The sequence below is a fragment of the Sandarakinorhabdus sp. FBCC-B8862 genome, from assembly GCF_059745315.1.
On record NZ_CM185574.1, the window covers coordinates 1,887,407 to 1,912,933 of the forward strand.

General features: G+C 67.4%; 30 protein-coding genes and 1 tRNA gene. 19 read left to right on the top strand and 12 right to left on the bottom strand.

Annotated elements, in window-relative coordinates; translation table 11 throughout:
• Nucleotides 1-14: 14 nt before the first annotated feature.
• The 4 genes from coaE to AC6BOR_RS09220 are packed head-to-tail and all read right to left on the bottom strand — an operon-like array spanning nt 15 to nt 2,831.
• Nucleotides 15-599, bottom strand: a complete 585-nt coding sequence (coaE, locus tag AC6BOR_RS09205; protein ID WP_498058164.1) for a dephospho-CoA kinase — start codon at nt 597-599, stop codon at nt 15-17.
• The gene (locus AC6BOR_RS09210; protein ID WP_498058165.1) at nt 596-1,408 is read right to left on the bottom strand and encodes a shikimate dehydrogenase family protein; all 813 of its coding nucleotides are present in this window, start codon (nt 1,406-1,408) and stop codon (nt 596-598) included. The genes coaE and AC6BOR_RS09210 overlap by 4 nt, the downstream gene beginning before the upstream one ends.
• Nucleotides 1,405-2,001 carry a Maf family protein gene (locus AC6BOR_RS09215; RefSeq protein ID WP_498058166.1) on the bottom strand — a complete coding sequence of 199 codons (597 nt, stop codon included), beginning with the start codon at nt 1,999-2,001 and terminating at the stop codon, nt 1,405-1,407. The genes AC6BOR_RS09210 and AC6BOR_RS09215 overlap by 4 nt, the downstream gene beginning before the upstream one ends.
• On the bottom strand, nt 1,998-2,831 hold the full coding sequence (locus AC6BOR_RS09220; protein ID WP_498058167.1) for a pyruvate, water dikinase regulatory protein: 834 nt from the start codon (nt 2,829-2,831) through the stop codon (nt 1,998-2,000). The genes AC6BOR_RS09215 and AC6BOR_RS09220 overlap by 4 nt, the downstream gene beginning before the upstream one ends.
• 377 nt (nt 2,832-3,208) lie before the next feature.
• On the opposite strand from AC6BOR_RS09220, the gene hemE reads away from it, so the two are divergent.
• The 3 genes from hemE to hrpB are packed head-to-tail and all read left to right on the top strand — an operon-like array spanning nt 3,209 to nt 7,134.
• Nucleotides 3,209-4,249, top strand: a complete 1,041-nt coding sequence (gene hemE, locus AC6BOR_RS09225; RefSeq protein ID WP_498058168.1) for a uroporphyrinogen decarboxylase — start codon at nt 3,209-3,211, stop codon at nt 4,247-4,249.
• Nucleotides 4,250-4,699 (top strand): CopD family protein, encoded by a 450-nt coding sequence (locus AC6BOR_RS09230; protein WP_498058169.1) that lies wholly within the window; start codon nt 4,250-4,252, stop codon nt 4,697-4,699.
• Nucleotides 4,699-7,134 carry an ATP-dependent helicase HrpB gene (hrpB, locus tag AC6BOR_RS09235; RefSeq protein ID WP_498058170.1) on the top strand — a complete coding sequence of 812 codons (2,436 nt, stop codon included), beginning with the start codon at nt 4,699-4,701 and terminating at the stop codon, nt 7,132-7,134. The genes AC6BOR_RS09230 and hrpB overlap by 1 nt, the downstream gene beginning before the upstream one ends.
• A gap of 60 nt (nt 7,135-7,194) precedes the next feature.
• Here hrpB and AC6BOR_RS09240 read toward each other — a convergent pair.
• The 6 genes from AC6BOR_RS09240 to AC6BOR_RS09265 form a co-directional block, all read right to left on the bottom strand.
• A tRNA-Arg gene (locus tag AC6BOR_RS09240) sits at nt 7,195-7,268 on the bottom strand.
• Nucleotides 7,269-7,302: 34 nt separating this feature from the next.
• Nucleotides 7,303-8,067 (bottom strand): PEPxxWA-CTERM sorting domain-containing protein, encoded by a 765-nt coding sequence (locus AC6BOR_RS09245; RefSeq protein WP_498058171.1) that lies wholly within the window; start codon nt 8,065-8,067, stop codon nt 7,303-7,305.
• A gap of 76 nt (nt 8,068-8,143) precedes the next feature.
• The gene (locus AC6BOR_RS09250) at nt 8,144-8,566 is read right to left on the bottom strand and encodes a DUF1178 family protein (RefSeq protein WP_498058172.1); all 423 of its coding nucleotides are present in this window, start codon (nt 8,564-8,566) and stop codon (nt 8,144-8,146) included.
• Entirely contained in the window at nt 8,563-9,378 is an 816-nt protein-coding gene (locus AC6BOR_RS09255) for a carbon-nitrogen hydrolase family protein (protein WP_498060640.1), read from the bottom strand. The genes AC6BOR_RS09250 and AC6BOR_RS09255 overlap by 4 nt, the downstream gene beginning before the upstream one ends.
• Nucleotides 9,379-9,380: 2 nt before the next feature.
• Nucleotides 9,381-9,638 carry a glutaredoxin 3 gene (gene grxC, locus AC6BOR_RS09260; RefSeq protein WP_086115402.1) on the bottom strand — a complete coding sequence of 86 codons (258 nt, stop codon included), beginning with the start codon at nt 9,636-9,638 and terminating at the stop codon, nt 9,381-9,383.
• A 14-nt stretch (nt 9,639-9,652) separates the two neighbouring features.
• The gene (locus AC6BOR_RS09265; protein ID WP_498058173.1) at nt 9,653-10,402 is read right to left on the bottom strand and encodes a double zinc ribbon domain-containing protein; all 750 of its coding nucleotides are present in this window, start codon (nt 10,400-10,402) and stop codon (nt 9,653-9,655) included.
• Between the two features lie 42 nt (nt 10,403-10,444).
• Between AC6BOR_RS09265 and AC6BOR_RS09270 the strand changes: the two genes are divergently transcribed.
• From AC6BOR_RS09270 to AC6BOR_RS09330, 13 genes are all read left to right on the top strand, one after another.
• Nucleotides 10,445-11,278, top strand: a complete 834-nt coding sequence (locus tag AC6BOR_RS09270) for a class I SAM-dependent methyltransferase (RefSeq protein WP_498058174.1) — start codon at nt 10,445-10,447, stop codon at nt 11,276-11,278.
• 16 nt (nt 11,279-11,294) lie between these two features.
• Nucleotides 11,295-11,759, top strand: coding sequence for a universal stress protein (locus tag AC6BOR_RS09275; RefSeq protein ID WP_498058175.1), 465 nt, complete (start codon nt 11,295-11,297; stop codon nt 11,757-11,759).
• Nucleotides 11,760-11,918: 159 nt separating this feature from the next.
• On the top strand, nt 11,919-12,473 hold the full coding sequence (locus AC6BOR_RS09280; protein WP_498058176.1) for a NifU family protein: 555 nt from the start codon (nt 11,919-11,921) through the stop codon (nt 12,471-12,473).
• Nucleotides 12,474-12,475: 2 nt separating this feature from the next.
• Complete coding sequence (locus AC6BOR_RS09285; RefSeq protein ID WP_498058177.1) at nt 12,476-13,069, top strand: malonic semialdehyde reductase; 594 nt, start codon at nt 12,476-12,478, stop codon at nt 13,067-13,069.
• The gene (gene tsaB, locus AC6BOR_RS09290; RefSeq protein WP_498058178.1) at nt 13,066-13,629 is read left to right on the top strand and encodes a tRNA (adenosine(37)-N6)-threonylcarbamoyltransferase complex dimerization subunit type 1 TsaB; all 564 of its coding nucleotides are present in this window, start codon (nt 13,066-13,068) and stop codon (nt 13,627-13,629) included. The genes AC6BOR_RS09285 and tsaB overlap by 4 nt, the downstream gene beginning before the upstream one ends.
• An 18-nt stretch (nt 13,630-13,647) precedes the next feature.
• Complete coding sequence (gene rimI, locus AC6BOR_RS09295; protein ID WP_498058179.1) at nt 13,648-14,127, top strand: ribosomal protein S18-alanine N-acetyltransferase; 480 nt, start codon at nt 13,648-13,650, stop codon at nt 14,125-14,127.
• 100 nt (nt 14,128-14,227) lie between these two features.
• Nucleotides 14,228-14,671: a Ros/MucR family transcriptional regulator gene (locus tag AC6BOR_RS09300; RefSeq protein ID WP_498058180.1), complete on the top strand. Its 444-nt coding sequence runs from the start codon at nt 14,228-14,230 to the stop codon at nt 14,669-14,671.
• A 236-nt stretch (nt 14,672-14,907) separates the two neighbouring features.
• Entirely contained in the window at nt 14,908-15,330 is a 423-nt protein-coding gene (locus tag AC6BOR_RS09305) for a Fur family transcriptional regulator (RefSeq protein ID WP_086115409.1), read from the top strand.
• A 9-nt stretch (nt 15,331-15,339) separates the two neighbouring features.
• Nucleotides 15,340-16,149, top strand: coding sequence for a lysophospholipid acyltransferase family protein (locus AC6BOR_RS09310; RefSeq protein WP_498058181.1), 810 nt, complete (start codon nt 15,340-15,342; stop codon nt 16,147-16,149).
• 35 nt (nt 16,150-16,184) lie between these two features.
• Nucleotides 16,185-17,525, top strand: a complete 1,341-nt coding sequence (miaB, locus tag AC6BOR_RS09315) for a tRNA (N6-isopentenyl adenosine(37)-C2)-methylthiotransferase MiaB (RefSeq protein WP_498058182.1) — start codon at nt 16,185-16,187, stop codon at nt 17,523-17,525.
• Nucleotides 17,525-18,532, top strand: coding sequence for a PhoH family protein (locus AC6BOR_RS09320; RefSeq protein ID WP_498058183.1), 1,008 nt, complete (start codon nt 17,525-17,527; stop codon nt 18,530-18,532). Before miaB ends, AC6BOR_RS09320 begins: the two co-directional genes overlap by 1 nt.
• An 11-nt stretch (nt 18,533-18,543) precedes the next feature.
• A complete protein-coding gene (gene ybeY, locus AC6BOR_RS09325; RefSeq protein ID WP_498058184.1) occupies nt 18,544-19,047 on the top strand; it encodes an rRNA maturation RNase YbeY in 504 nt (167 codons plus the stop codon).
• A gap of 9 nt (nt 19,048-19,056) precedes the next feature.
• The gene (locus AC6BOR_RS09330; RefSeq protein WP_498058185.1) at nt 19,057-19,983 is read left to right on the top strand and encodes a hemolysin family protein; all 927 of its coding nucleotides are present in this window, start codon (nt 19,057-19,059) and stop codon (nt 19,981-19,983) included.
• 390 nt (nt 19,984-20,373) lie between these two features.
• Here the strand turns inward: AC6BOR_RS09330 and AC6BOR_RS09335 are convergent, their stop codons facing one another.
• Together AC6BOR_RS09335 and AC6BOR_RS09340 are read right to left on the bottom strand one after the other, a co-directional pair.
• Nucleotides 20,374-21,045, bottom strand: a complete 672-nt coding sequence (locus tag AC6BOR_RS09335) for a YggS family pyridoxal phosphate-dependent enzyme (RefSeq protein ID WP_498058186.1) — start codon at nt 21,043-21,045, stop codon at nt 20,374-20,376.
• 4 nt (nt 21,046-21,049) lie between these two features.
• Nucleotides 21,050-21,811 carry a hypothetical protein gene (locus tag AC6BOR_RS09340; RefSeq protein WP_498058187.1) on the bottom strand — a complete coding sequence of 254 codons (762 nt, stop codon included), beginning with the start codon at nt 21,809-21,811 and terminating at the stop codon, nt 21,050-21,052.
• Nucleotides 21,812-22,053: 242 nt separating this feature from the next.
• Between AC6BOR_RS09340 and AC6BOR_RS09345 the strand changes: the two genes are divergently transcribed.
• From AC6BOR_RS09345 to lptE, 3 genes are read left to right on the top strand one after another with little or no spacing between them, the layout of a single operon-like run.
• Nucleotides 22,054-22,491, top strand: coding sequence for a DUF3576 domain-containing protein (locus tag AC6BOR_RS09345; RefSeq protein WP_498058188.1), 438 nt, complete (start codon nt 22,054-22,056; stop codon nt 22,489-22,491).
• 29 nt (nt 22,492-22,520) lie between these two features.
• Nucleotides 22,521-25,043: a leucine--tRNA ligase gene (gene leuS, locus AC6BOR_RS09350; protein ID WP_498058189.1), complete on the top strand. Its 2,523-nt coding sequence runs from the start codon at nt 22,521-22,523 to the stop codon at nt 25,041-25,043.
• A complete protein-coding gene (gene lptE / locus AC6BOR_RS09355) occupies nt 25,036-25,527 on the top strand; it encodes an LPS assembly lipoprotein LptE (RefSeq protein WP_498058190.1) in 492 nt (163 codons plus the stop codon). Before leuS ends, lptE begins: the two co-directional genes overlap by 8 nt.

Genomic DNA, 25,527 nt, shown 5'->3' on the forward strand with positions numbered 1-25,527 from the left:
CCGAAGGGCAAGCGCTACAGTCCGTCCACCAATGATTTCACCGCGGTCCATGTTTCGTGGCGGCCGCGGCCGGTTTCGATCACCACATCGGCCAGCGCGCGTTTCTCGCGGTCGGGCATCTGGCCCTTCAATATGCCGGCGAATTTTTCGCGCGTCATGCCCGGCCGGGCCAGCACGCGGGCGCGCTGCACGCGATAGGGGGCGGAGACAACGACCGTCAGGTGGCAGCGCCGCCAGCCGCCCTTTTCGAACAGCAGCGGCACGTCGAGCACGATGGCGGGCGTGAGCCGATGGGCGCTTAGGAAGCTGCTCTGTGCTTCGGCGACCAGCGGGTGCAAGATCTGTTCGAGCTGGCGCAATTTGGCATGGTCGCCAAACACCGCCGCGCCGAGCTTTTCGCGGTGCAGGCCGCCTGCATGGGTGGTGCCGGGGAACAGCGCCTCGATGGCCGACAGCGCACGGCCGCCGGGCCCCTGCACGCGCCGCACCTCGGCATCGGCATCGAACACCGGCACGCCCAGTTTGCGGAACATGGCCGCCACGGTGGACTTGCCCATGCCGATCGAGCCGGTGAGGCCGATGATGGTGGTGCGGCTCATCGCGTCAGCAGGCTCCTCAATTCATCATCATATTGGCGCGGGGCTTCGGCGCCAAAGAACAGCCCGAAGGCTTCCGCCGCCTGGCCGATCAGCATGGCCAACCCATCGATGGTGGCAAGGCCACGGGCGCGGGCGGCGGCGAGCAGCGGGGTTTCGAGCGGGGCATAGACGGCATCAAACACGGTGGCATCGGCCGGCAGCGGCGCCAGATCGAGATCGAGCGGCGGGTGGCCCGCCATGCCGAGGCTGGTGGCATTGAACAACAGCCCGATATCGCCGGGCAGCACCGCATCCATCGCCAGCACGCCGCCGGGCAGGCCGCTGGCGGCCAGCAGGTCAGCGGCGGCCTCTGCATTGCGCGCCATGATCCACAGCGCGGAGGCGCCTCCCATGCGCGCGGCCGCCGCCCCGGCTCGGGCCGCACCGCCACTGCCGATCAACAGCATCGGCCGGCCGGCGATGGCGCTGCCGGCCGGGCCGGTGATGCCGGCAACGTCGCTGTTGTGGCCGGTCAACCGGCCATCGGGGCCAATGGTGATCGTGTTGACCGCACCCACGGCGGCAGCGGCCGGCGCGATGGCATCGAGATGGGGCATCACCGCCAGCTTGTGCGGGATGGTGACGTTGATGCCGCGCAAACCCATTGCCGGCAGCGCCTTCAGGAATTCGCCCAGCCGCTCCGGCGCGACGGGAAAGCGGCTGTAATCGCCATCAAGGCCGAGCTTGCCGAGCCAGAAGCGGTGGATCAGCGGCGATTTCGAATGTTTGATCGGCCAGCCGATGACGCCAGCGACGGCGGGTTCGATCATGATGGCATCACCCCCCGCACGCGCAGATAATCCAGCACGGCGAGCAGCGGCAGGCCGCGGATGACGAACTGATCGCCTTCGATCCGGTTGAACAGCTGCGCGCCCAGGCCCTCGATGCGGTAGCAGCCGACGCAGCCCAGCACGGCATCGCCTTCGGCATCAAGATAACGGGCGATGAAGGCGTCAGACAGGGTGCGCATCGTCAGCCGCGCCGCGCCGCCCTGCCGCCACACCGGCTTGCCGGCTTCACAGATGACCGCGGCCGAAATCAGCCGGTGGGTGGTGCCGGCCAGCTGCCGCAGTTGGGCTTCGGCGCGCGGCCGGGTTTCGGGCTTGTTGACCAGGCTGCCGTCGGCGGTGACGACCACGCTGTCTGCGCCCAGCACCAGGGCGCCGGGATGCTGGCGGCTGATCTTCAGCGCCTTCACTTCGGCCAGCGCATCGGCGATGCGTTCGGGGCTGGCCTGCTCGGCAATCAGGCCGGCGGTGATGCCCTCTTCATCAACATGCGCCGGCAGCGCTTCGTGGGGCACCCCGGCAGCGCTGAGCATGGCGCGGCGCGCGGCCGACTGGCTGGCGAGGACGAGCATCATGAGGCGCGCTCGATCCGGGCCTGGTGCAGGTTGATGATGGCGGCGGCCGTTTCCTCGATGCTGCGGCGCGAGACATCGATGACCGGAATGTCGTGATCGGCAAACAGCCGGCGGGCAAAGGCCACTTCGGCATCGATGCGTTCGGCGTCGACATAGTCGGTGTCGGGAGTCTGCCCCAGGGTGAGCAGGCGGTTGCGGCGGATCTGCACCAGCCGGTCGGTGGCGGTGGTGAGGCCGACGAGCAGCGGGCCCCTGACCTGCCAGACATGCGGCGGCGGCGGCGATTGTGGCACCAGCGGGATATTGGCGGTCTTGTAGCCGCGGTTGGCGAGATAGATGGAGGTGGGGGTTTTCGACGTGCGCGACACACCGAGCAGGACGATGTCCGCCTCTTCCAGATCCTCAGATCCAGCCTGGGCACCATCATCATGCACCATCGTGTAGTTGATGGCATCGACCCGGCGGAAATAGGCCTCGTCCATCACATGCTGGCGGCCCGGGCGGCGGGTGGCGGCCTGGCCCAGAAGTTCGGACAGGGCCGAGATGGTGGGATCGAGTGGGGAGACCATCGGCAGGCCCAGCGTGGCGCAGCGCTGTTCCAGCCGGTCACGCACAGCGCCATCGACCAGTGTGTAGATGACGAGGCCGGGCTTTTTCGCCACTTCGGTGATGATCCGGTCAAGATGGCCTTCGCTGCGCACCATCGGCCAGAAATGCTTCACGGCTTCTGCGCCTTCGAATCGCGCCAGGCTGGCCTTGGCCACCGATTCCAGCGTTTCACCGGTGGAATCGCTGATCAGATGCAGGTGCAGGGTCTCGCCACTGGTCATGCGGCAGCCCCAGACCGGCAGGGTCGCACAAAAACCGGTGGCATGACTCTGTGGATAAGCATCAGGGCAAAGCGTTAATGCCGGTGTGGACATGGGAGCAAGCGGCTTTTCGCCGGTATCGCCCACGGCCCGCACCCGGAGTCACACCCAGAGGCAAGAATCCACAGACGGGGGTGTGGATAATGGGGACAACGGCCACGACTCGCCGGATTCCGGCAGAATCTTGCCGCCGCAGGCTGTGGATGGATGCGGGCACGAACTTTGATCCCCAGGATTCACGCCGCCACTATCATCTGCAACCTTTCATATAGTTTTTTCGATATTGGCTGTGTGTCTCCACTCTTGACCGGCGATGCGCCTTGCCGCCAAGGGGAGCGATGGCCGAAGAGACCCACATTGACCCGCCGCTGCTCGCCGTTCTGAAGGGTGAGCGCCGTGATCCGCCGCCCGTCTGGCTGATGCGCCAGGCTGGCCGCTACCTGCCGGAATATCGTGCCCTGCGCGCCGAAAAGGGCGGGTTTCTGGAGCTGGTCTATGACAGCGATGCGGCTGCCGAGATCACCATCCAGCCGCTGCGCCGCTTTGGCATGGATGGCGCCATCCTGTTTTCCGACATCCTGATCGTGCCGCACGCCATGGGCCAGGGCCTGACCTTTGGCCCCGGCGAAGGCCCGCAGCTGACCCCGGCGCTCAGCGATGGCGACTTCTCGATGCTGGAGCCCAACCCGCTCCACTTCGCGAAAATCTATGAAACCGTGGCCAAGGTGCGCAAGGCCATCGATCCCAAGGTGACGATGCTGGGCTTTGCCGGCAGCCCCTGGACGATCGCCACCTATATGGTGGCCGGCCATGGCAGCAAGGACCAGGCCGAAACCCGCCGCCTCGCCTACAAGGACCCCGCTCGCTTCCAGGCGCTGATCGACAAGATCGTGGCGGTGACGGTGGATTATCTGTCGGGCCAGATCGAGGCGGGCGCGCAGGCCATCCAGCTGTTTGACAGCTGGGCCGGCACGTTGAGCCCGGCGCAGTTCGAACGCTGGGTGATCGCGCCCAATGCCGATATTGTTGGCCGGCTGATGGTGCGTCACCCGGATGTGCCGATCATCGGTTTCCCCAAGGGTGCCGGCGCCAAGCTGGCGGCCTATGCCGCCGAAACCGGTGTCGATGCCGTGGGCCTGGATGAAACGGTGGATCCGGCCTGGGCCGATGCCATGCTGCCGCCGGGCATGCCAGTGCAGGGCAATCTTGATCCGCTGGCGTTGATCGCCGGCGGCGAGGCGCTGGAGCAGGCGGTGACGCGCATCCGCCACGCGCTGTCGGGCCGCCCGCACATCTTCAACCTGGGCCATGGCATTTTGCAGGACACGCCGATCGCCCATGTCGAGCATCTGTTCGATCTGCTGCGCAGGCCGCTGTAAGTGATCGATTTCGGCGTCGGCTGGCTGGGGGAGGCCTATCTCTGGGTCAAGGCCCTCCATGTCGCCTTCGTGATCTTCTGGATGGCCGGGCTGTTCATGATCCCGCGCTTCCTCGTCTATTGGCATCCGGTCGCGCCGGGTGCACCCGAAGCGCTGTTGTGGGATGAGCGCTGCCGCCGCTTGCGCCGCATCATCCTGTCACCCGCGATGGTGGTGAGCTGGGCGGCCGGGTTGAGTCTGGCCTTCCATCTCGGCTGGCCGCTGTGGCTGGTCACCAAGTTCGTGTTTGTGCTGGGTCTCACCTGGTTCCACCACTGGATGGTGGCCATGGTGAAGCGCTTTGCCGCCGGCGAGCGGCCGGTGAGCGAGAAGGGCCTGCGGATGGCCAATGAAATCCCCTCGCTGGTGACGCTGGCGGTGGCGGTGCTGGTGATCGTCAAGCCGTTCTGATGCTGCCGGTTCTGGCCGTGTTGGCCGAGGTGCAGGCCGCCCTGGCCGCCAACCGGCCATTGGCCCTGATTGCCCCGCCCGGTGCGGGCAAGACGACGGCGCTGCCGCCCGCCCTGTTGGGGGAAGATTGGGCGCAGGCAGGCAAGATCATCCTGCTCTCCCCACGCCGGCTGGCCGCCCGCGCCGCCGCCGAACGCATGGCCGAGCAGCTGGGCGAGCCGGTGGGCCGCAGCATCGGCTATCGCACCCGGCTGGACAGCAAGACGTCGGCCGCGACCCGGATCGAAGTGGTGACGGAGGGCATTTTCACGCGGATGCTGGTGGCCGATCCCGAACTGCCCGGTGTGGCCGGCGTGTTGTTCGACGAAGTGCACGAGCGCAGCCTGGAAAGCGATTTCGCCCTGGCGCTGACACTGGAGGCACGCGACGCATTGCGGCCCGATCTGCGGCTGGCGCTGATGTCGGCCACGCTGGATGGCGGGGGCTTTGCCGGCATCATCCCCGATCTGGCCGTGGTGGAATCGGCCGGGCGCATGTTTCCAGTCGAGCACCGGCACGTCGGTCGTGATCCGGCGCTGCGGCTGGAGGATGCGATGGCCAGTGCCATCCGCAAGGCCGTGGCGGAGGAAGCGGGATCGATCCTGGCCTTTCTGCCCGGCGTTGCCGAGATCGAGCGGACCGCCGAGCGGCTGGAGGGGCGGCTGCCGCCGGATGTGACGCTGTTCAGCCTGCACGGTGCGCGCGAGGGCGCGGACCAGCGCGCCGCCATCGCCCCGGCGCCGGCCGGCACCCGCAAGATCGTGCTGGCGACCAGCATCGCCGAAACCAGCATCACCATCGATGGCGTGCGGGTGGTGGTGGATTCCGGCCTCGCCCGGCGGCCGCAGCTCGATCGCGCCGTGGGGTTGCAGCGGCTGGTGACGGTGCGGGCCAGCCAGGCGGCGGTGACCCAGCGCGCCGGCCGTGCCGGCCGCACGGCGCCGGGTGTGGCCATCCGCCTGTGGGAGGCCGCCGAAACCGCCGGGCGTGCGCCCTTCGATCCGCCAGAGATTGTGGAGGCGGATCTTGCCGGGCTGGTGCTGGAATGCGCGCGCTGGGGGGTGGCCGATCCGGCCCAGCTGAAGTGGCGCGATCCGCCACCTGCGGCCGGCGTTGCTGATGCCCGCGCCCGGCTGCTCGCATTGGGTGCGATCAGCGCGGATGGCCGGGTGACAGCGCATGGCGAGGCGATGGCGGCGCTGCCCCTGCCGCCGGCGCAGGCCCATATGCTGATTGCGGCGGCCGGGCAGGGGCTGGGCCTGTTGGCCGCGCGCATCGCCGTGCTGATGGGCGAGCGCGGGCTGGGCGGGCGCAGCGATGATGTGGAACAGCGGCTGCGCGGCTGGGCGCGTGAGGGCGGCCAGCGCGCGGAAGCGGCGCGCAAATTGGCTGCACGCTGGGCGAAGGCCGTGGGCGCGCATGAGACGGAGGCGCCGCAGGAGCGGGCCGGCGAGGTGCTGGCCTTGGGCTATCCCGATCGGGTGGCGAAGCGGCGCGGCGAGGCCTTTCTGATGGCCAATGGCCGGGCAGTTGCGGTGCCCCAGGAATCGCCACTGGCGCGGGAGAGCTGGATTGTGGTCGCCGATGCCAGTGGCAGTGCGGCGGGTGCGCGGCTGCTGCTGGGCGCCAGCCTGCACGGCGATGTCGAGCGGCAGCTGGTGGACCGCATCGAGAGCCGGCCGGTGTTTGGTTTTGATCCGGCCACCACCGGGGTGACGGCCGAGACCCAGCGCCGCTTGGGTGCCATCGTGCTGGCCCGCCAGCCGGTGGAACGGCCGGACGCGGCGCGGGTGAAGCAGGTGTTGCTGGCCGCCGTGGCGGAGCGCGGGCTGAGCCTGCTGCCCTGGGGTGATGCGGCCCGCATGCTGCGCGCCCGGTTGGCCTTTGCTGCGCAGCAAGGGCTGGCTCTGCCGGCCAGTGATGATGCCGCACTGCTCGCCAGTCTGGACGATTGGCTGGCCCCGATCATGGGCCGGCGCCTGTCGGACATTGGTGACGCACAGCTGGTGGACGCACTGCTGAACCGGTTGGACTGGCCGCAGCGTCAGGCGCTGGACCGGTTCGCGCCGCAGCGCCTGGAAACCCCGGCGGGCAGCAGCCATGCCATTGATTACACGGCCGATGGCGGCCCGGCGGTGGACGTGCGCTGTCAGGCGCTGTTTGGCCTGGCGCGCCACCCAATGGTGGCGGATGGCCGCGTGCCCATCACCTTGCGCCTCACCTCCCCGGCCGGGCGGCCGATCCAGGTGACCAAGGATCTGCCCGGATTCTGGGCCGGCAGCTGGGCCGAGGTGCGCAAGGAGCTGAAGGGCCGATACCCGAAGCATCCCTGGCCGGACAATCCGCTGGAGGCGCCGCCAACCTTGCGCGCCAAGCGGCCGGGGCAGGCAGGATAGCGGGGTGGCAGCCACGGCAAGGGGTTGGAGATCGGCCGCGCGCTGGCGACCACAAGAACGTGCACCCGGCAGGATTCGAACCTGCGACCTGCGGTTTAGGAAACCGTCGCTCTATCCTGCTGAGCTACGGGTGCGCGGGGATTTCACAGCCATGGCCGGCGGCGAGATTCAAGCGGAAACTTGCACCCGTCGGCGGCGGCTGATGGCACCGGTCAGGCCAAAGCCGGCGAGCAGCATGGCCCAGCTGGCCGGTTCGGGCACGCCGGATACGGTTGACGGCAGATCGAGCACGCTGGTGGCCCGATCGAACGACACGCCGCTGATGATCATGCTCCCCGTGCCACTGGGGCTGGAGCCACTGCTGTCCCCCACCAGCAGGAAGGTCGTACCACCGGCTGCCAGCGCCGTGCCGGAATAGCGCTGGCCGTCGATCCGGTAGATCACATCGCTGTTGCGCACGAGGATTTCATAGGTGCGGAACAGGGTGGTATCGAGCGGGATGAAGGTGGAGCTGCCATTGAAAAAGATGGTGGCCCCTGGCGTGCCGTTGAAATTGTAGCAGTTGGTCGTGCCGGGATTGCAGGGCGTCGCGTTGAAATAGATCGCGCCGCCGGCAGTGCCATCGTAAAAATAGGCCTGCCAGTCATCAGCGCCCGAGGAGAAGGCTGCTGTGAGGCTGAGCAGATTGCCCTGGCTGTTCGGCGCAATCGACCATGACGGTGTGTTGGACGATGGTGACCAGCCGAACCACACCCCGCGGATCGGGGCGGTTGTCAGGGTCGCTACTCCGCTGTTGACCGTCATTGAGGTGCCGGAGAACACCACATCAGACCAATCTGGGGTGTTCTGATAGGGGAGGCTGGACGCGACAACGGCTGCACAAGCCGGCGATGTGAGCAGCGCAGCCGTAACTGCAGCGGAAAGCAAGCGCATCGATGGTCCCCCGATATCGACAGACACGGCAAGACTAACCGGCAGTGGCAGACCGCGTATTGTATAAATCGGACAGTCAGGCGTCAGATCGGGCGCGCGGGCGGAACGGCAGGGGCAGCAGCGGCACCCCCTCCTCGCGCAGGGCCTTCACCTCGTCAGCAGTGGCTTCGCCATGGACGCTGCGGGTTTCGCCATTCTGGTGGATGGCGCGGGCCTCTTCGGCAAAGCGGTCGCCGACATAGTCGCTCTGCGCCTCGAACTGGCGTTGGAGCTGCAGAAGCCGGGCCATGGGATCATCATTGGCGAGGCTTTGGCTGCCGGCCTTGTGGTTGGATTTGGCCGGCACGGCGGGCGCCATCACCGCTTTGCCCACCGATTTTGATGCGCACAACGGGCATTCGAGCAGGCCGCGCGCCTGCTGATCATCGAAATCGGCGCTGGAGCCGAACCAGGCTTCGAAGCGGTGGGCCCGGTCGCAGACCAGATCATAGACGATCATGGCGCCACCAGCCGGAACGGGCGGGCGTGATCGAGCGCCGGCACCTTGCCGCGCGCCACCGCGACCTGATCGAGATCCAGCGTGGCAAGGCCGATGCCCGGTGCTTCGCCCATGTCGAGCAGCACTTCCCCCCACGGCGCCACCACCAGGCTGTGGCCATAGGTGGCGCGGCCATCCTGATGCTCACCGGTCTGGGCGGCAGCGACGACGAAGCAGCCGGTTTCGATGGCGCGGGCGCGCAGCAGCACATGCCAGTGGGCCTGGCCGGTGGGCCGGGTGAAGGCTGCCGGCACCGACAGGATCGACGCGCCGGCGGTGGCCAGCGCCCGGTGCAGCGCCGGGAAGCGCAGATCATAACAGATGGTCAGGCCCAGCCCGCCCCACGGCGTGGCGGCGACAACAGCCTCCTCCCCGGCCTCGTAAGCCGCGGATTCCCGCCAGCTTTCGCTGCCGAGCGCCACATCGAACAGGTGGATCTTGGCATAGCGGGCGGCAATGCCGCCATCGGGCGCGATCAGGAAGCCGCGGTTGACGAACTTGTCCCCTGTGCCCTTGAGCGCGAGGCTGCCGAGATGCACCCACACGCCGGCCTTTGCTGCCGCGTCGCGCACGGCGGCGAGCACGGGATCATCGGCTTCGTGGCGGATGGCAGAGGCGGCGCGGGCCCGGTCGCGATCGAGCAGGCCGCTCATTTCGGGCGTGAAGATCAATTGTGCGCCCAGTGCGGCGGCTTCGGCGATGCTGGCCGACAGCGTTCTGGCCTCGACCGCCGGGTCGATGCCGGTTGTGGTCTGGATGAGGCCGATGGGCAGGCTCATGCGGCGAGCAGCGGGTCCAGCTTGCCGGCGCGATCGAGGGCGTGGATATCGTCACAGCCGCCGACATGGGTGCCGTTGATGAAGATCTGCGGCACCGTCTGGCGGCCGCCGGAGCGTTCCAGCATTTCCGTGCGGCGCGGGCCGCCGGTGGAAATGTCAATCTCTTCAAAGGCAACGCCCTTGCCCGTGAGCAGCGCCTTGGCGCGCGTGCAATAGGGGCAGAGGAATTTGGTGTAGATTTCGACCCTGGCCATATGCCCACCACCCTTCATGAAAACGCAAAATTCCCCTGCCCCTCGCGCAAGGTGCGGGCATAGGTCAAGACCTCGACATGTCGCGCCCCGGCTTTTGCCAGTTTCGCGGCACAGGCTGACACGGTTGCGCCGGTTGTCATCACATCATCGATCAGGATCACGGCCCGGCCGGCAATGGCGTGCGTGCGGGCGACGCGGAAGGCGCCGCTGACATTGCGGAGCCTGGCCTGGCGGGTGAGACCCTTGGTGCTGGGGGTTGGCTTGATACGATCAAGCGCGTCCACCACCAGCGGGCGGCCGGATTGGCGCGAAATTTGGCGAGCGATTTCAGCGGCCTGGTTGAAGCTGCGCTGCCACAGGCGCCATCGGTGCGACGGCACCGGCACGATCACCGCATCATCGGGCAGCGGGCCATTGCTGCGCAGCATGGCGCGCGCCATCAGCCGGGCCAGGTGCAGACGGCGGCCATGTTTGAGCGCCAGCACCACGCTGCGCGCCGGGCCGCCATAGGCCAGCGGCGCGCGGGCGCGGGCAAAGGCCGGCGGATCGGCCAGGCAGGCGCCGCACCGGGCCGCCGCATCGCCTTCGTGGGGCAGCGGCACGCCGCAGCAGGCGCATTGGGGCGGGCCGATAAAGGCCAATTGGTTGAAGCAGTTGGCGCAGAAGCGATCATCGCCGTCAACGATTTCACCACAGCCGGGGCAGCGCGGTGGCAGCACCAGATCGACCAGACCGGCAAGCGGCGCAAGGAGCAGGGTGGCCATGCCCAAGCTTGCGCCCATGGGCGGCTGCCGTAAAGGGTGCGCATGGCCAATCCCCAGCCTCCTGCTGCATTGCCCTTTGATGCCGCGCTGCGCCGCCGCCGCCACGCCCGCGCCGCGCCGGGCTTTGCCGCGGTGAATTTCCTGCACCAGTTCATGGTGGAGGAGCTGCGCGAGCGCGTGGCATTGGTGGCAAGAAACTTCACATCCGTGCTTGATCTGGGCGGCCCGGTGCCCGCCTGGCCGGACGCGGTGGCCGCCAGCCTGTCGCCGGTGACGGGAACCGCCGTGGTGGCCGACGAGGCCGCCCTGCCCTTTGCCGATGCCAGTTTTGACCTGGTGGTGTCGGCCTGCGCGCTGACGACGGTCAATGATCTGCCCGGCGCGCTGGCTGGCATCCGCCGGGTGCTGCAGCCCGATGGCCTGTTCCTCGCCAGCTTTGTGGGCGGCATGAGCCTGGTGGAATTGCGCGCCTGTTTGCTGGAGGCCGAAGCCGCGATCAGCGGCGGGGCGGGCAGCCACACCGCGCCGATGGTGGAGGCGAGTGCTGCGGCCGGCCTGTTGGGCCGCGCCGGCTTTGCCATGCCGGTGGCCGATGTGGAGCGCCTGCAGCTGCGCTATGCCACCCTGTTCGGCCTGATCGATGATCTGACCGCGATGGGCGCGCGGTCGGTGCTGGCGGAGCGGCGGCCGCTGCGCCGCGATGTGCTGATGGAGGCGGCCCGCCGCTTTGCCGCGATGGCCGACGGCGGCAAGACGGCGGTGACGGTGGAGATCATCCATGTCGCCGGCTGGGCGCCGGGGCCGGGCCAGCCTACGCCCAAGGCACCGGGCAGCGCGACGACCAGCCTGGCGGCGGCCTTGACGCGCCGCGTCTGAGGCCTAGGCTTCCCGCATGCATGAGGCTGCCACCTATCTGGTCGTCATCGACGACAGCCCGGAAAGCCGGGTGGCGCTGCGCTTTGCCGTGCTGCGCGCCGCGCACGTGGGCGCCGATGTGCGGCTGGTGAGCGTGGTTCGCCCCACCGAGTTCATGCATTTCGGCAGCCTGCAGAGCGTGATGGCCGCCGAGGCGCGGGACGAGGCGCTGGCGCTGCTGGAGCAATTGGCCGGCGAAGCGGAGGCCGAGGCCGGCGCCCGCCCGGCCATCACCGTGCTGGAGGGCGAGCCGGCCAGCGTGATCCTGGGGCATGTAAAGGAAAATCCCGGCATCCGCGCGCTGGTGCTTGGCACGGCCAGCCGGGGCACGCCGGGGCCGCTGGTGAGTTTCTTCACCGGGGAGCGCGCCGGCAGCCTGCCGTGCGTGCTGATGCTGGTGCCCGGCGGGCTGGAGCCGGAGCGGCTGGCGACAATTGCCTGAGCGGACTGCTTCAAGACCACTCGTCATGCTGAGCTGTTTCAGCATGACGAGGTCGGGCTTGGGGGCGTGCACCGATATAGGACGGTTCCCGTCTGAATTGACTTGAAGCCATGGCGGCGCTGGGCCATATCGGCGGCGCAACCAGCAGGATACCAGCCGATGTTCATCGAAACCGAACATACCCCCAATCCGCTCACCCTGATGTTCCGGCCCGGCCAGAAGGTGACCGGCGGCGATGGGGTTGATCTGCCGACGGCCGAGGTGGCGGACGCCTCGCCGCTGGGCAAGGCGCTCTATGCGCTGGGCGATGTGACGCGGGTGTTCTTCGGTTATGATTTTGTCTCGGTCACCCGCGATCCGGCCGGTGCCGACTGGCCGGAACTGAAGCCGCAGATCCTGGGGGTGCTGGTGGATCATTTCACCAGCGGCGCGCCGCTGTTCACCGATACGGTGAAGGAAGTGGCCACCGATGATGATCCCGCCGATGCCGAGATCGTGCTGCAGATCCGCGAGCTGATCGAAACCCGCGTGCGCCCGCAGGTGGCGGAGGATGGTGGCGACATCGTGTATCGCGGTTTCCGCCAGGGCACGGTGTTTCTGGAAATGCAGGGCGCCTGTTCCGGCTGCCCGTCGAGCACGATGACCCTGAAGATGGGCATTGAATCGCTGCTGAAATATTATGTGCCCGAAGTCACCGACGTGCGGGCGGTCTGATCATGGCCGGCCCTGCCCTTGATGGCGCCGCGCTGGCGCAATTGTTCACCGAAGCCCGCACCCATTACACGTGGGATGACACGCCGGTTTCGGAAGCGGATCTGCGCCAGCTTTATGATCTGGTGAAGCTGGGGCCGACATCGGCCAATGGCTCGCCGGCGCGCTTCATCTTCTGCCATTCGGCCGATGCGCGCGAGAAGCTCGCCGGGCTGGTGAGCGCCAACAACGCCGCCAAGGTGCGTGCCGCGCCGGTGACGGTGATCATCGGCTTTGATCCCAAATTCTATGACCGGCTGCCCGAGCTGTTCCCGCATGTCGATGCGCGGCCGTGGTTCAGCTGGAGCGCGGAGTTTGCCCGCGAAACCGCCTTCCGCAATTCGTCGCTGCAGGGCGGCTGGCTGATCATGGCGGCGCGGGCGCTGGGGTGGGACACCGGGCCGATGTCAGGCTTTGACAAGGCGGGCGTGGATGCCGCCTTCTGGGGCGATACCGGGATCGAGACCAACTTCATCTGCTCCATCGGCAAGGGCACGGCCGAGGGCCTGTTCCCGCGCCTGCCGCGCCTGTCGTTCGAGGACGCTGCCCGCATCCTGTGACCACGCTTTCAATCTCCACATCATCGCCCGCCCTGTCCATCGCGCTGGTGGATGGGGCGGCGGTGCTGGCGCGCCGCCACGAACTGATCGGGCGCGGCCATGCCGAGGCGCTGGTGCCGGCGGTGCAGGCGCTGCTGGCAGGCCGTGTGCCGGGCCGCATTCTGGTGGATGTGGGCCCCGGCAGCTACACCGGCATCCGCATCGGCATTGCCGGCGCCCGCGCGCTGGGCCTGGCCTGGGGCGTGCCGGTGCATGGGATTTCGGCGCTGTCGCTGGTGGCGGCGCAGGGCTTTGCCGCCGATGCCGGGCTGGGCCAGATGTGGGCGCTGATCGATGCCGGGCGCGGCCAGGTGGCGGGCGCGCGGCTGGGCCGCGATCTGATGGCCGGTGGCCATGGCTTATTGGCTGGGCCGGCCGATGATGGGGTGGCGCTGGCTGGGGCCGGGGCGCTGTTGTGGGGCCGGCCGGCCGTGCATGGTGATCATCCCGATGCCGGCTTTGCCGGACTGGTGCCTGATGCGGCGCTGCTCAGCACCCAGGCGCTTTACGCCGGCGATTGAGCGGCATAATCCTGGCCCGTGCAGCCCATTCCGGCCTTTTCCATCGTTCCGGCTGATCTGCGCCATCTGGATGCGATGATGGCGGTGATGCACGCCGCTTTTGATCCGGCCTATGGCGAGGCCTGGTCGGCCCCGCAGCTGGCCGGCACCTTGACCATGCCCGGCTGCTGGGCGCGGCTGGCCATGGCCGGGGCGGTGGCGACGGGGTTCAGCCTGTGCCGGTCGCTGGGGCCGGAGGTGGAATTGCTGCTGATCGCGGTGGACCCGGCGCAGCGCCGGCAAGGCATCGCAGCGCGGTTGTTGGCCCGCGTGCAAGAAGATGCGTCGGCGCGCGGCGCCAGCGCGCTGTTCCTGGAAGTGCGCGAAGACAATGCGGCGGCGCTCAACCTGTATGCCAGAGTCGGATTCAGCGAGGTTGGTCGCCGACGGGATTATTATACTGGCAAAGATGGCAGCAAACGCGCTGCAGTAACCATGAAAGCAGCATTGCACGAATAAAGTGCAGAAATTTTTTATTGCAAAAATATGTTGAGGCGTTCAGACCCGCACAACACGGTGAAGGGATCCGTGTGAGTGTTCAAGGGTCAAGGAATTCAACATGACAGAAAATTCAGGAAACCACACAGAATTGCTGGCATTGACCGCCGATATCGTCGCTTCGCATTTTGCCAACAACACGGTTGCACCGGCCGATGTCGCGGGCGTGATTGAAAATGTCTATGCCACGCTGTCGCGCCTGGGCACCCCGGCCGCACCGCCGGCGCCGAAGCAGGAACCGGCCGTTTCCATCCGTTCGTCGATCAAGCCCGATTACATCGTGTGCCTGGAAGACGGGAAGAAGCTGAAGATGCTGAAGCGTCACCTGATGACGCATTATGGCATGACGCCGGATGATTATCGCGCCAAGTGGGGCCTGCCGGCCGATTATCCGATGGTGGCGCCCAACTATGCCGAACAGCGTCGCACGCTGGCCAAGTCGATTGGCCTGGGCACCAAGAAGACCTCCAAGCCGCGCGGCCGCCCGCGCAAGAACCCGGCCTGATCGGCCTGGTTCGGGCCTGCCGGCACGGGAACACCCGGCCAGTGGCTTGATGATTGAAATGCCGCCCCCGGGTTGGTCGCCTGGGGGCGGCATTTGCATTTCGGGCCATTCGCCCCAGCCGTTGCCGGCGGCGCTTGCCCCGCTGGTGCATCCGCCGTATTTGATGGTGTGGGCAGATGGCGATTTCGGCTTTGGGCGCGTTGGCGCTGGAAGCCTGTGGGGCAAGAGAGGCAAGGATGGGCGTTGCCATCGATATCGAGGCGCTGTGCCTGAAAAAGGGCCTGCGCATCACCGAGCAGCGGCGGGTGATTGCCCAGGTGCTGGGCGAGGTGACCGATCACCCCGATGTGGAATCCCTGCACCGCCGCGTGGCGGAGGTGGATCCGCGCATTTCGATTGCCACCGTTTATCGCACCGTGAAGCTGTTTGAAGAGGCCGGCATCCTGGAGCGGCACGAGTTTCAGGGCGGCCGTTCCCGCTATGAAACGGTGAGCGAGGAGCATCACGACCATCTGATCGATATCGACACTGGCGACGTGATCGAATTCCACGATCCCGAAATCGAGGAGCTGCAGCGCCGCATTGCCGAGCGTTTGGGCTATCGCCTGGTGGATCACCGCATGGAGCTTTATGCCCAGGCCATCAAGAAGCCGGCCTGACATCGGGTGGTGAGCCCCCGCCCGATCCAGACCCGCACCCCGGTGCCGCAGCGGCGGCTGGGCCCGCTGCGTTCGGCGGTGGGCGCGGTGGCAACCGTGGCGGCGACCGTGCCGCTGGAGGTGCTGCTGCGCGCCGTCACCCTGCGCAACCGGCCCTATATCCCGTGGATCTTTCACCGTGGCCTGTCGCGGTCGCTGGGCATGGTGATCCACACCCACGGCAAGCCACCGCCAGACGGCCCGGTGCTGTATGTGGCCAACCATCTGAGCTGGGTGGATATTCCGGTTCTGGGCGCCCATATCAAGGCCAGTTTCGTCGCCAAATCGGAAGTGCGCGGCTGGGGCCCGGTGGGCTGGTTGGCCAGTTTTGCCCACACCGTCTATGTGGCGCGCGAGCGGCGGCAGACGGCGGCGGCGCAGAAGAACGAGCTGGCCGAGCGGCTGCGGGCCGGCGGCAGCATCATCTTGTTTCCCGAAGGCACCAACAGCGACGGGCAGAGCGTGTGGCCGTTCAAATCATCGCTGTTTGCCGTGGTGGCCGATGTGCCGGGCATCCGCGTGCAGCCGGTGACGCTGGCCTATACGCGGGTGAACGGCCTGCCGGTGACGCGGCGGCAGCTGCCCGATCTGGCCTGGGTGGGCGATACCGAGCTTGCCCCGCACGCGCTGGCCTTCATGAAGCTGGGCAAGGTGCGCGCCGACATCTGGTTCCATGATCCGGTGGACCCGGCCGATTTTCCCGACCGCAAGGCGCTGGCCCGGCATTGCCACCAGGTGATCAGCCAGCGTTATCGCCGGCTGATGCGCGGCGAAGCCTGATGACCGGTGCGGCCAAACCCGCTATGGCCGGCGCCGTGAGCACGAACGACCCGACCCAGACTCCAAAGCGTTTCCATGTGAAGAGCTTTGGCTGCCAGATGAATGTCTATGACAGCGAGCGCATGGGCGACTTGCTGAGCGCTGAAGGCATGACCGCGGCCGACAGCCCGGATGATGCCGATGTGGTGGTGCTGAACACCTGCCACATCCGCGAAAAGGCGGCGGAGAAGCTCTATTCCGACATCGGCCGCCTGCGCCAGCCGCGCGCCGATGGCAGCCGGCCGACGATTGTTGCCGCCGGCTGCGTGGCACAGGCCGAAGGCGCCGAAATCGCGGTGCGGGCGCCGGCAGTGGACGTGATTGTTGGCCCGCTCGCCTATCACCGGTTGCCGCAGTTGCTGGAACAGGCGCGCCAGCAGCGGGCGATCGATATCGACATGCCGCCGGTGCCCAAGTTTGATGCGCTGCCGGCCCGCAAGGTGACCCAGGCCAGCGCCTTTCTGACCGTGCAGGAAGGCTGTGACAAATTCTGCACCTTCTGCGTGGTGCCCTATACCCGTGGGCCGGAAACCAGCCGGCCGGCGGCCGATCTGCTGCGCGAGGCCGAAGCGCTGGTGGCGCGCGGGGTGAAGGAAATCACCCTGTTGGGGCAGAATGTGAATGCCTATCACGGCGGCATGAACCTGGCGGGGTTGATCCGCGAACTGGCCGCCATCGATGGCCTGGCCCGCATCCGGTACACCACCAGCCATCCGCGCGACATGGACGATGAACTGATCCGCGCCCATGCCGAGGTGGACAAGCTGATGCCCTATCTGCATCTGCCGGTGCAGGCGGGATCAAGCCGCATCCTGAAGGCGATGAACCGGGCGCACACCCGCGAATCCTATCTGGCCAGCCTGGCGCAGCTGCGCGCCGCGCGGCCGGACATTGCATTGTCGGGCGATTTCATCGTGGGCTTCCCCGGCGAGACGGAAGCCGATTTCGAGGAGACGCTGAGCATCGTGCGCGAGGTGCGCTATGCCGCCGCCTTCAGCTTCAAATACAGCATCCGCCCCGGCACGCCGGCCGCCACCATGGCCGATCAGGTGCCCGAAGATGTGAAGGATGAGCGGCTGCAGCGGTTGCAGGCGATGATTGCCGAGGAAAGCCTGGCCTTCAACCGCTCCACCATCGGCCGGCGCTGCACCGTGCTGCTGGAACGGCCTGGCCGCAAGCCGGGGCAGCTGATCGGCAAGACGCCGTGGCTGCAATCGGCCATCGTCTCCCTGCCCGGCGCCAGGATTGGCGATCTGGTGGAGGTGGACATTGTCGGCGCGATGCCCAACAGTGTGGAAACGGTTCCGGTTTCAACCAGGGAAGGCACAGCGGCCTGATGTCGAAGAAGCACCAGCGGGGAACGGTTACGGCAACAGACCGGGTGAAGCTGGAGATCTTGTTCGACAAGGTGCAGTTGCTGGGGCCGCTGTTCGGCCAATATGACCAGAATCTGATCGAGCTGGAGCGGCAGCTGGGCGTGTATATCAGCGCGCGCGGTAACCGCGTGGTGGTGGAGGGCGAGGCCGAAGCCGCCGCCCGCGCCCGCGATGTGCTCACCAGCCTGTATCAGCGCCTGCTGGGCGGCGGCGATATAGAGCCGGGCGATGTGTTGGGCGCGGTTGCCATCATGTCCGAACCGATGCTGGATGGGCTGGTGCACGCCGAATCCGGCCCGGCCCCCACCGCCGCCATCCGCACCCGCCGCAAGACCATCGTGGCGCGCAGCCCGACGCAGGTGCGCTATATCGAGGCGCTGGGCCGGTCTGATGTGATCTTTGCGCTCGGCCCGGCCGGCACCGGCAAGACCTATCTGGCGGTGGCGCAGGCGGTGAGCCAGCTGATTTCCGGCAGTGTGGACCGGCTGATCCTGTCCCGCCCGGCCGTGGAGGCCGGCGAGCGGCTGGGTTTCCTGCCCGGCGACATGAAGGAGAAGGTCGATCCCTATCTGCGTCCGCTCTATGACGCGCTGTATGACATGCTGCCCGCCGAACAGGTGGAGCGGCGGCTGGCATCGGGCGAGATCGAGATTGCGCCGCTGGCCTTCATGCGCGGCCGCACGCTGGCCAATGCCTTCATCATCCTGGACGAGGCGCAGAACACCACGCCGCTGCAGATGAAGATGTTCCTCACCCGCTTTGGCGAGCGCAGCCGCATGGTGATTTGCGGCGATCCCAACCAGGTCGATCTGCCCACGCCCGGCGCTTCGGGCCTGGCCGATGCGGTGCGCCGGCTGGAGGGGGTGGAGGGCATTTCCTGCCTGCGCTTCTCGGCCAAGGAGGTGGTGCGCCACCCGATCGTGGGCCGCATTGTCGAGGCCTATGAAGGCCCGGCGCAGGATGCCTGAGGGCACGGCCAATGCTGCAGGTTGAAACCGATATCATCGCCGGTGACTGGCCGGCGCTGGACTGGCCGGCGCTGGCCCAGGCCGCCGTGGCCGCGGCGCTGGCGCAGACGCCCAATGGCGATCTGGCCGAAGCGCCGATGGCCGTGGAAGTGGCGGTGCGGCTGACCGATGATGCGGAGGTGCACGCCCTCAACCGCCAGTATCGCCAGAAGGACAAGCCGACCAACATCCTGAGCTTTCCGATGCTGGCGCCCGACATGCTGGTGACACTGGCCAACAGCGATGATGGCGAGGTGCTGTTGGGCGATCTGGTGCTGGGGTGCGAGACCGTGCTGCGCGAGGCGGTGGAGAAGGCCTGGCCGATCGAGGCCTATTGTCAGCATCTGATTGTCCACGGCACCCTGCACCTGCTAGGCTATGACCATGAGGATGACGAGGCCGAGGCCGAGCATATGGAGGCGCTGGAACGCGCCGCCTGTGCTGGCCTGGGCCTGGCCGATCCCTATGAAGGATGAGTGACACCAATGCCCGAGGGCGACAGTAGCGGCGAAGGCCGATTGCGAACCAGCCGCTGGTGGCGGCAATTGAAATCGCTGGTGGGCCGCGATCATGAGCCCACCCTGCGCGAAAGCCTGGAAGAGGCCATCGACGAGGCCGAGGACGCCGGGCCATCGGGCAGCCTGGTTGATGACCTGGGCCCCGATGAGCGCGACATGCTGCGCAACATGCTGCACATGGGCGAACGCCGCGCCGGCGATATCGCGGTGCCGCGCAGCGACATGGTGATGTTCGATATCGATGAAGGCTTTGCCGCCCTTGTCGCCCGCTTTGCCGAAGCCCGGCACAGCCGCATGCCGCTGTGGCGCGGCAGCCGCGACGACATCATCGGCATGGTGCATGTGAAGGATGTCTATGCCCGCATTGCCGACACGTTCAGCGATGCCGTCTCCTCCGCCCCGCTGCACGATCTGCCCATCGAACCGTTGATGCGCCCGGTGCTGTTCGTGCCGGCCTCCATGCGGCTGATGGGCCTGCTCACCAAGATGCGCGCCGACCGCACCCACATGGCGATCATCATCGATGAACATGGCGGCGTCGATGGCCTCGTCACCATCGAGGATCTGATGGAAGAAATCGTGGGCGACATCGCCGACGAGCATGACGAGGAGGAAACCGCCCTCATCACCTCCACCGGCCCCGACCGCTGGGACGCCGACGCCCGCCTGCCCATCGACGATCTGGAAACCACGCTGGGCGAGCCCCTCGCCGACGCCGAAACGCTGGAAGAGGTCGACACGCTCGGCGGCCTCGTCTTCATGCTCGCCGGCCGCGTGCCGGCACCGGGCGAAACCGTGGTCCACCCGGCAGGCTGGACCTTCACCGTGACCGAAGGCGACCCGCGCATGGTGAAGCGGCTGGCGATTGGGCGCGGGGCGGGGGTGGAAGGGTAAAGGGGGGCCTCCGGCGGGCAGGGTCGCAGACCCTGCACCCGTTTGTTTTTTTGGCGGTGCTTTACCGCCGATTTGGGGTGGTTAGCCGCCTTTTCCCCACATCGTCGCCCCGTGCTTGACACGGGGCTTGGCTTGTCGTTCGCGGCGTCTTCAACAAGGCTCAGCGAATGCTTTTGCCCCTGATCCAAGCTGATGATCCCAATTGGGATGATTTGTGGGACAAATGGTTCGGGTGGGACGGGGAAGGAGGCGAGCCAAGCCCCGTGTCAAGCACGGGGCGACGGGGATGTGGGACGACCGCAATAGGGCCGCAAGCGGACGCGCTTCCCGCGCTGCACAAGCGAAAACCAACGGGTGCAGGGGCCTCGCCCCTGCCCGCCGGAGGCCTTTTTACCTGTTCCCGAACAATGCGCTGCCCACCCGCACCACGTTGGAACCGAGCAGCGTGGCGGTCTCGTAGTCGCTCGACATGCCCATGGAGAGGCCGGGCAACCCCAAGCGGCGGGCGTGTTCGGCAAGCAGGGCGAAATAGGGGGCGGGTTCGACTGACGCCGGCGGCACGCACATCAGGCCGATGATGTTGAGGCCGGCGCTGCGGGCCTGATCGAGCAGGGCGGGCAGATCGGCGAGGGCGCAGCCGCCTTTTTGGGCTTCGTCGCCGATGTTGACCTGCAGGTAGCAGCTGGGGCGCTTGCCGGCGGCGGTTTGGGCCTTGGCCAGCGCGGTGACCAGCGACGGGCGGTCGACGCTGTGGATGACGTCGAATAGCGCTACGGCGTCGGCGGCCTTGTTGGATTGCAGCTGGCCGACCAGGTGCAGCGTGATGCCGGGTGTTTCGGCCAGCAGGGCCGGCCATTTGCCCTGGGCTTCCTGCACGCGGTTTTCGCCGAAGTGGCGTTGGCCGGCGGCGATCAGCGGGCGGATGGCATCGGCATCGAAGGTTTTGGAGATGGCGACCAGCAGCGGCGTGTCGCGGCGGCCGGCATCGCGGGCGGCGCGGGCCATGCCGGCCTGCACGGCGGCGAGGCGTTCGGCGGCGCCCGAGATTCCAGCGCTGCTCACGCGATCAGAAGGCGATGCTGGTGCCGAAATAGACGGCCTGATCATCCCGGTTGGGGAAGAGCAGGCTGGGCGGTTCCGGCGCGATGCGATAGCGCAGGCCGCCGTTCAGCGAGAAGCGCGGCGCCAGGCGATACTGGCCGCCCAGTTCCAGCGAATAGCGGCGCGAGAGCGGCGACAGCGCCAGGGTTTGCGTTTGTTCCGCGGTGCCTTCCAGCGACGTGCGCCAGCGCGCGCCGCCATAGGAGAAGCCAAGATTGACCTGATCGGAGGCGCGGCTGGTGAGCGGATTGGGCACCACCGGTTCGGCATGGCTGTAGCCGCCGTTGAGGGCAAAGCCCTTCCAGCCGAGCGAGAGGTTGACGCCATAGGCGGACGGGATGACGAATTGATCCACCGGCGTTGCCGCGCGCGAGCGATCGACGGCGGCTGTGGTCACGCGGGTGGCGACGCCCAGCGACAGGGCGCGGCGGTTTTCGGCCTGGCCCGACGGGGTGAAGCGGAAGCCGCTGCTGAGCGATTGCGCGGTGCCGAACTGGCCCAGCGCGGTGCCCGGCGCGGTGAAGGTGAAGCGGCTGGAATCAGGCGCCTGCGGGGCAAAGGCCGACAGGCCAAGCGGTTGTTCCACCACCAGCCGCTGCTTGGCGGCGCGGGCTGGCTTGGCGGCCTGGGCGGCGTGCGGCAGGCAGGCAAGGGCCGCCACCACGGCCAGCATGGCCGGGCGGGCAGGCACGCGGAACCGCGCGCGCGAATCGGCCCCTTCGTTCATCTTCTGACTCGTAACAACAGCATGCGGCCAAGCCCATACGACTTTGGACATAACTACGCTGTGAACGGCCGGATTCCCCGTTTTTGCAGCCGGTGTGGCGACAAGCCCACACCTGGACGGCGCCCGGGGTGTCGCCAAGCCGGCCCGGGCACTGTGCGCGGGCTTGGCGCGGCGGGTGCAACATGCCAAAAGGCAGGCCGTGGCCGGCCCCGATCAAGGGGGTGGCAGCAGGGAATTTGCTGATGCGGCGTGTTGCAACTCTGGTCTTCCTGTCCACACTGGCGGTGATGGCGCCGGCCTGTGCCCGCAAGAAGCCCAAATTGTCGGCCGAGGCGCCGGCGCGGATCACCACGCTGGGCATCAATGCCTATCTGTGGCGGGCCGCGCTTGACACGATCGGGTTCATGCCGATCGCCCAGGTGGACAGCAACGGCGGCGTGATCATCACCGATTGGTATGTCTCCCCCCAGACCCCGAATGAGCGGGTGAAGGTGACGGTGACCGTGCTGGACACCAATCTGGCCGCCGACGCCGTGCGCGTGAATGTGCAGCGCCAGACGCTGGGCGCCACCGGCTGGGCCGAAGCCAGCGTGCGCGCCGGCACCGTGCAGCGGCTGGAGGAAACCATCCTATCCAAGGCGCGCGACCTGCGCCGCGCCGCCGTGTTGCCGGACCGTTGATCCGACCCCTTTTTGCGACTTGAGAGACCATGGCCCGTTTTGACCATAGTGCCGCCGATGCGCGGTGGCAGGCCGTTTGGGACGAGCGGCAAAGCTTTGCCGCGCGCGATGACAGCGCCAAACCCCGCGCCTATGTGCTTGAAATGTTTCCCTATCCATCGGGGCGCATCCATGTTGGCCATGTGCGCAACTATACGATGGGCGATGTGGTGGCGCGCTCCAAGCGGATGCGCGGTTTCGAGGTGCTGCACCCGATGGGCTGGGATGCCTTTGGCATGCCGGCCGAAAATGCCGCGATGGAAAAGAAGGTCCATCCCGGCCAGTGGACGCGCGCCAATATCGTGGCGATGCGCGCCCAGCTGAAGCGGCTGGGCTTTGCGCTCGACTGGAGCCGCGAGCTGGCGACCTGCGAGCCGGATTATTATGGCCAGGAGCAGGCACTGTTCCTCGATCTGCTTGCCGCCGGTCTCGTCTATCGCAAGGAAAGCGCGGTCAACTGGGATCCGGTTGACATGACCGTGCTGGCCAACGAGCAGGTGATCGACGGCCGTGGCTGGCGTTCGGGCGCGCTGGTGGAGCGGCGCAAGCTGAACCAGTGGTTCCTGAAGATCACCGATTTTGCCGACGATCTGGTGGAGGGGCTGAACGGCCTGGACCAGTGGCCCGAGAAGGTGCGCCTGATGCAGGAGAACTGGATCGGGCGGTCCACCGGCCTGCGCTTCACCTTCCAGGTGGAGGGCGGCGGGGACTTCGACGTGTTCACCACCCGGCCCGACACGCTGTTCGGTGCCAGCTTTGCTGCCATCGCCGCCGATCATCCGCTGGCGGCGCGCTGTGCCGAGGGCAATCCGGCGCTGGCGGCGTTCATCGCCGAATGCCGGGCGGGCGGCACCGCGGCGGCCGACATCGAAACCCAGGAGAAGAAGGGGTTCGACACCGGCCTGAGCGTGATCCACCCGCTCGATCCCGCCATCCGGCTGCCGGTGTTTGTCGCCAATTTCGTGTTGATGGACTATGGCACCGGCGCGCTGTTCGGCTGCCCTGGCCATGACCAGCGCGACCTGGATTTCGCCCGCAAATATCAGCTGCCGGTGATCCGTGTCGTCGCCGCCGAGGGCGAGGAACAGGCGCCGATCCACGACGAGGCTTATACGGGCCCCGGCCGCATGGTGAATTCGCGCTGGCTGGATGGCATGACGGCTGACGAAGCGCGTGCCGCCGTGATCGCCCGGGCGGAAGCCGAGGGCTGGGGCCAGGGCGTGACGCAATATCGCCTGCGCGATTGGGGTGTGAGCCGCCAGCGTTACTGGGGCACGCCGATCCCGATCATCCATTGTGATGATTGCGGCGCCGTGCCTGTGCCGCGCGACCAGTTGCCGGTGACCCTGCCCGAGGATGTGAGCTTCGACATTCCCGGCAACCCGCTGGAGCGCCACCCGAGCTGGAAGCATGTGGCCTGCCCCAGCTGTGGCAAGCCGGCGCGGCGGGAGACCGACACGCTCGACACGTTCGTTGATTCCAGCTGGTATTTCATCCGCTTTGCCAGCGCGCCCAAGGACCGGCCGTTTGATCCGGCGGTGGCGGCGAAATGGCTGCCGGTGGGCCAGTATATCGGCGGGGTGGAGCATGCCATTTTGCACCTGCTGTATGCCCGCTTCTGGACGCGGGCGCTGGGCCGCATTGGCCAGCTGGCGGTGGCGGAGCCCTTTGCCGGCCTGTTCACGCAAGGCATGGTGACGCACGAAACCTACAGCCGTGCGCAGGGTGAAGGCCTGCCGCCGGTTTGGTTTGGCCCCGACGAGGTGGAACGTGGGGCCGAGGGCGCCGTGCTGAAGGCCGATGGCCAGCCCGTGGATGTGGGCCGGGTCATCAAGATGTCCAAATCCAAGAAGAATGTCGTCGATCCCGATGCCATCCTGGGCCGTTATGGCGCCGATGCGGTGCGCTGGTTTGTGCTGTCGGACAGTCCGCCCGAGCGTGACCTCGTGTGGTCCGAAGCCGGCATCGATGGCGCCTGGCGCTTCGTGCAGCGCGTGTGGCGGCTGGCCGAGGACAATGCGGCGGCAGCCGGCGGCGAGGAGGATCGCAAGGTCACCCGCCTGGTCCACCGCACCATCGCGGCGGTGACCGACGATATTGACCGGCTGCAGTTCAACAAGGCGGTGGCGCGCCTGTATGAGCTGGTGAACGTGCTGGAACGCGCGCCGGCCGGGGCGGCGCGCCGGGCTGCGGTGGTGACGCTGGTGCAGCTGGTGGCGCCGATGGTGCCGCACCTGGCTGAGGAGGCCTGGGCGCTGCTCGGCCAGAGCGGGCTGGTGTGCGATGCGGCCTGGCCGGTCGCTGATCCGGCGCTGCTGGTGGATGATGAAGTGACCATCGCGGTGCAGGTGAACGGCAAGCTGAAGGGTGATTTCACCGCCGCCAAGGGGAGTGACAAGGCCGCGCTGGAAGCCGCCGCACTGGCGCTGCCCGGCGTGGTGCGCACGCTGGATGGCGCCACGCCAAAGAAGGTGATCGTGGTGCCCGACCGCCTGGTGAACATCGTTGCGTGAGGCTGGCCGCCTTGGCGCTCTGGCAGCGCTGCTGCTGGCGCTGGCGGGCTGCCAGCTGCAGCCGGTCTATGGCGGCGGCGCGGCATCGGCGCCAGCCTCGCTGATGGCCGATATCGGCATCGCGCCGATCCCGGAACGCGCCGGCTTCATGGTGCGCCAGGCGTTGGTGGAACAATTCGGCCGCACCAGCGAGGCCCCGCGTTACCGGCTGGAGGTCGTGCTCGACGATCAGATCATCGCCTTTGGTGTGCGTGGCGACTCGTCCGCCGCGCGTGAACGGCGCACGCTGCGCGCCCGGTTCCGGCTGGTGGATGTGGCCAGCGGCGTGGTGCTGGTGGATGATACCGCCAGCGCCGATGCCGGCATTGACCGTGTCAGCTCAAACTATGCCGTGGTTGCGGCCGAAACCACCGCGCTGGAGCGGTTGAGCGTGGACATCGCCCGCCAGATCAGCGCGCGCCTGGCCCGCTATGCCCGGCGCTGA

Bases quoted from the DNA above. Each gene is read 5' to 3' on its own strand.
- coaE (WP_498058164.1), bottom strand. From the start codon at position 599: ATGAGCCGCACCACCATCATCGGCCTCACCGGCTCGATCGGCATGGGC.
- AC6BOR_RS09210 (WP_498058165.1), bottom strand. From the start codon at position 1,408: ATGATCGAACCCGCCGTCGCTGGCGTCATCGGCTGGCCGATCAAACAT.
- AC6BOR_RS09215 (WP_498058166.1), bottom strand. From the start codon at position 2,001: ATGATGCTCGTCCTCGCCAGCCAGTCGGCCGCGCGCCGCGCCATGCTC.
- AC6BOR_RS09220 (WP_498058167.1), bottom strand. From the start codon at position 2,831: ATGACCAGTGGCGAGACCCTGCACCTGCATCTGATCAGCGATTCCACC.
- hemE (WP_498058168.1), top strand. From the start codon at position 3,209: ATGGCCGAAGAGACCCACATTGACCCGCCGCTGCTCGCCGTTCTGAAG.
- hrpB (WP_498058170.1), top strand. From the start codon at position 4,699: ATGCTGCCGGTTCTGGCCGTGTTGGCCGAGGTGCAGGCCGCCCTGGCC.
- AC6BOR_RS09245 (WP_498058171.1), bottom strand. From the start codon at position 8,067: ATGCGCTTGCTTTCCGCTGCAGTTACGGCTGCGCTGCTCACATCGCCG.
- AC6BOR_RS09250 (WP_498058172.1), bottom strand. From the start codon at position 8,566: ATGATCGTCTATGATCTGGTCTGCGACCGGGCCCACCGCTTCGAAGCC.
- grxC (WP_086115402.1), bottom strand. From the start codon at position 9,638: ATGGCCAGGGTCGAAATCTACACCAAATTCCTCTGCCCCTATTGCACG.
- AC6BOR_RS09265 (WP_498058173.1), bottom strand. From the start codon at position 10,402: ATGGCCACCCTGCTCCTTGCGCCGCTTGCCGGTCTGGTCGATCTGGTG.
- AC6BOR_RS09270 (WP_498058174.1), top strand. From the start codon at position 10,445: ATGGCCAATCCCCAGCCTCCTGCTGCATTGCCCTTTGATGCCGCGCTG.
- AC6BOR_RS09275 (WP_498058175.1), top strand. From the start codon at position 11,295: ATGCATGAGGCTGCCACCTATCTGGTCGTCATCGACGACAGCCCGGAA.
- AC6BOR_RS09280 (WP_498058176.1), top strand. From the start codon at position 11,919: ATGTTCATCGAAACCGAACATACCCCCAATCCGCTCACCCTGATGTTC.
- AC6BOR_RS09285 (WP_498058177.1), top strand. From the start codon at position 12,476: ATGGCCGGCCCTGCCCTTGATGGCGCCGCGCTGGCGCAATTGTTCACC.
- AC6BOR_RS09300 (WP_498058180.1), top strand. From the start codon at position 14,228: ATGACAGAAAATTCAGGAAACCACACAGAATTGCTGGCATTGACCGCC.
- AC6BOR_RS09305 (WP_086115409.1), top strand. From the start codon at position 14,908: ATGGGCGTTGCCATCGATATCGAGGCGCTGTGCCTGAAAAAGGGCCTG.
- AC6BOR_RS09320 (WP_498058183.1), top strand. From the start codon at position 17,525: ATGTCGAAGAAGCACCAGCGGGGAACGGTTACGGCAACAGACCGGGTG.
- ybeY (WP_498058184.1), top strand. From the start codon at position 18,544: ATGCTGCAGGTTGAAACCGATATCATCGCCGGTGACTGGCCGGCGCTG.
- AC6BOR_RS09330 (WP_498058185.1), top strand. From the start codon at position 19,057: ATGCCCGAGGGCGACAGTAGCGGCGAAGGCCGATTGCGAACCAGCCGC.
- AC6BOR_RS09340 (WP_498058187.1), bottom strand. From the start codon at position 21,811: ATGAACGAAGGGGCCGATTCGCGCGCGCGGTTCCGCGTGCCTGCCCGC.
- AC6BOR_RS09345 (WP_498058188.1), top strand. From the start codon at position 22,054: ATGCGGCGTGTTGCAACTCTGGTCTTCCTGTCCACACTGGCGGTGATG.
- leuS (WP_498058189.1), top strand. From the start codon at position 22,521: ATGGCCCGTTTTGACCATAGTGCCGCCGATGCGCGGTGGCAGGCCGTT.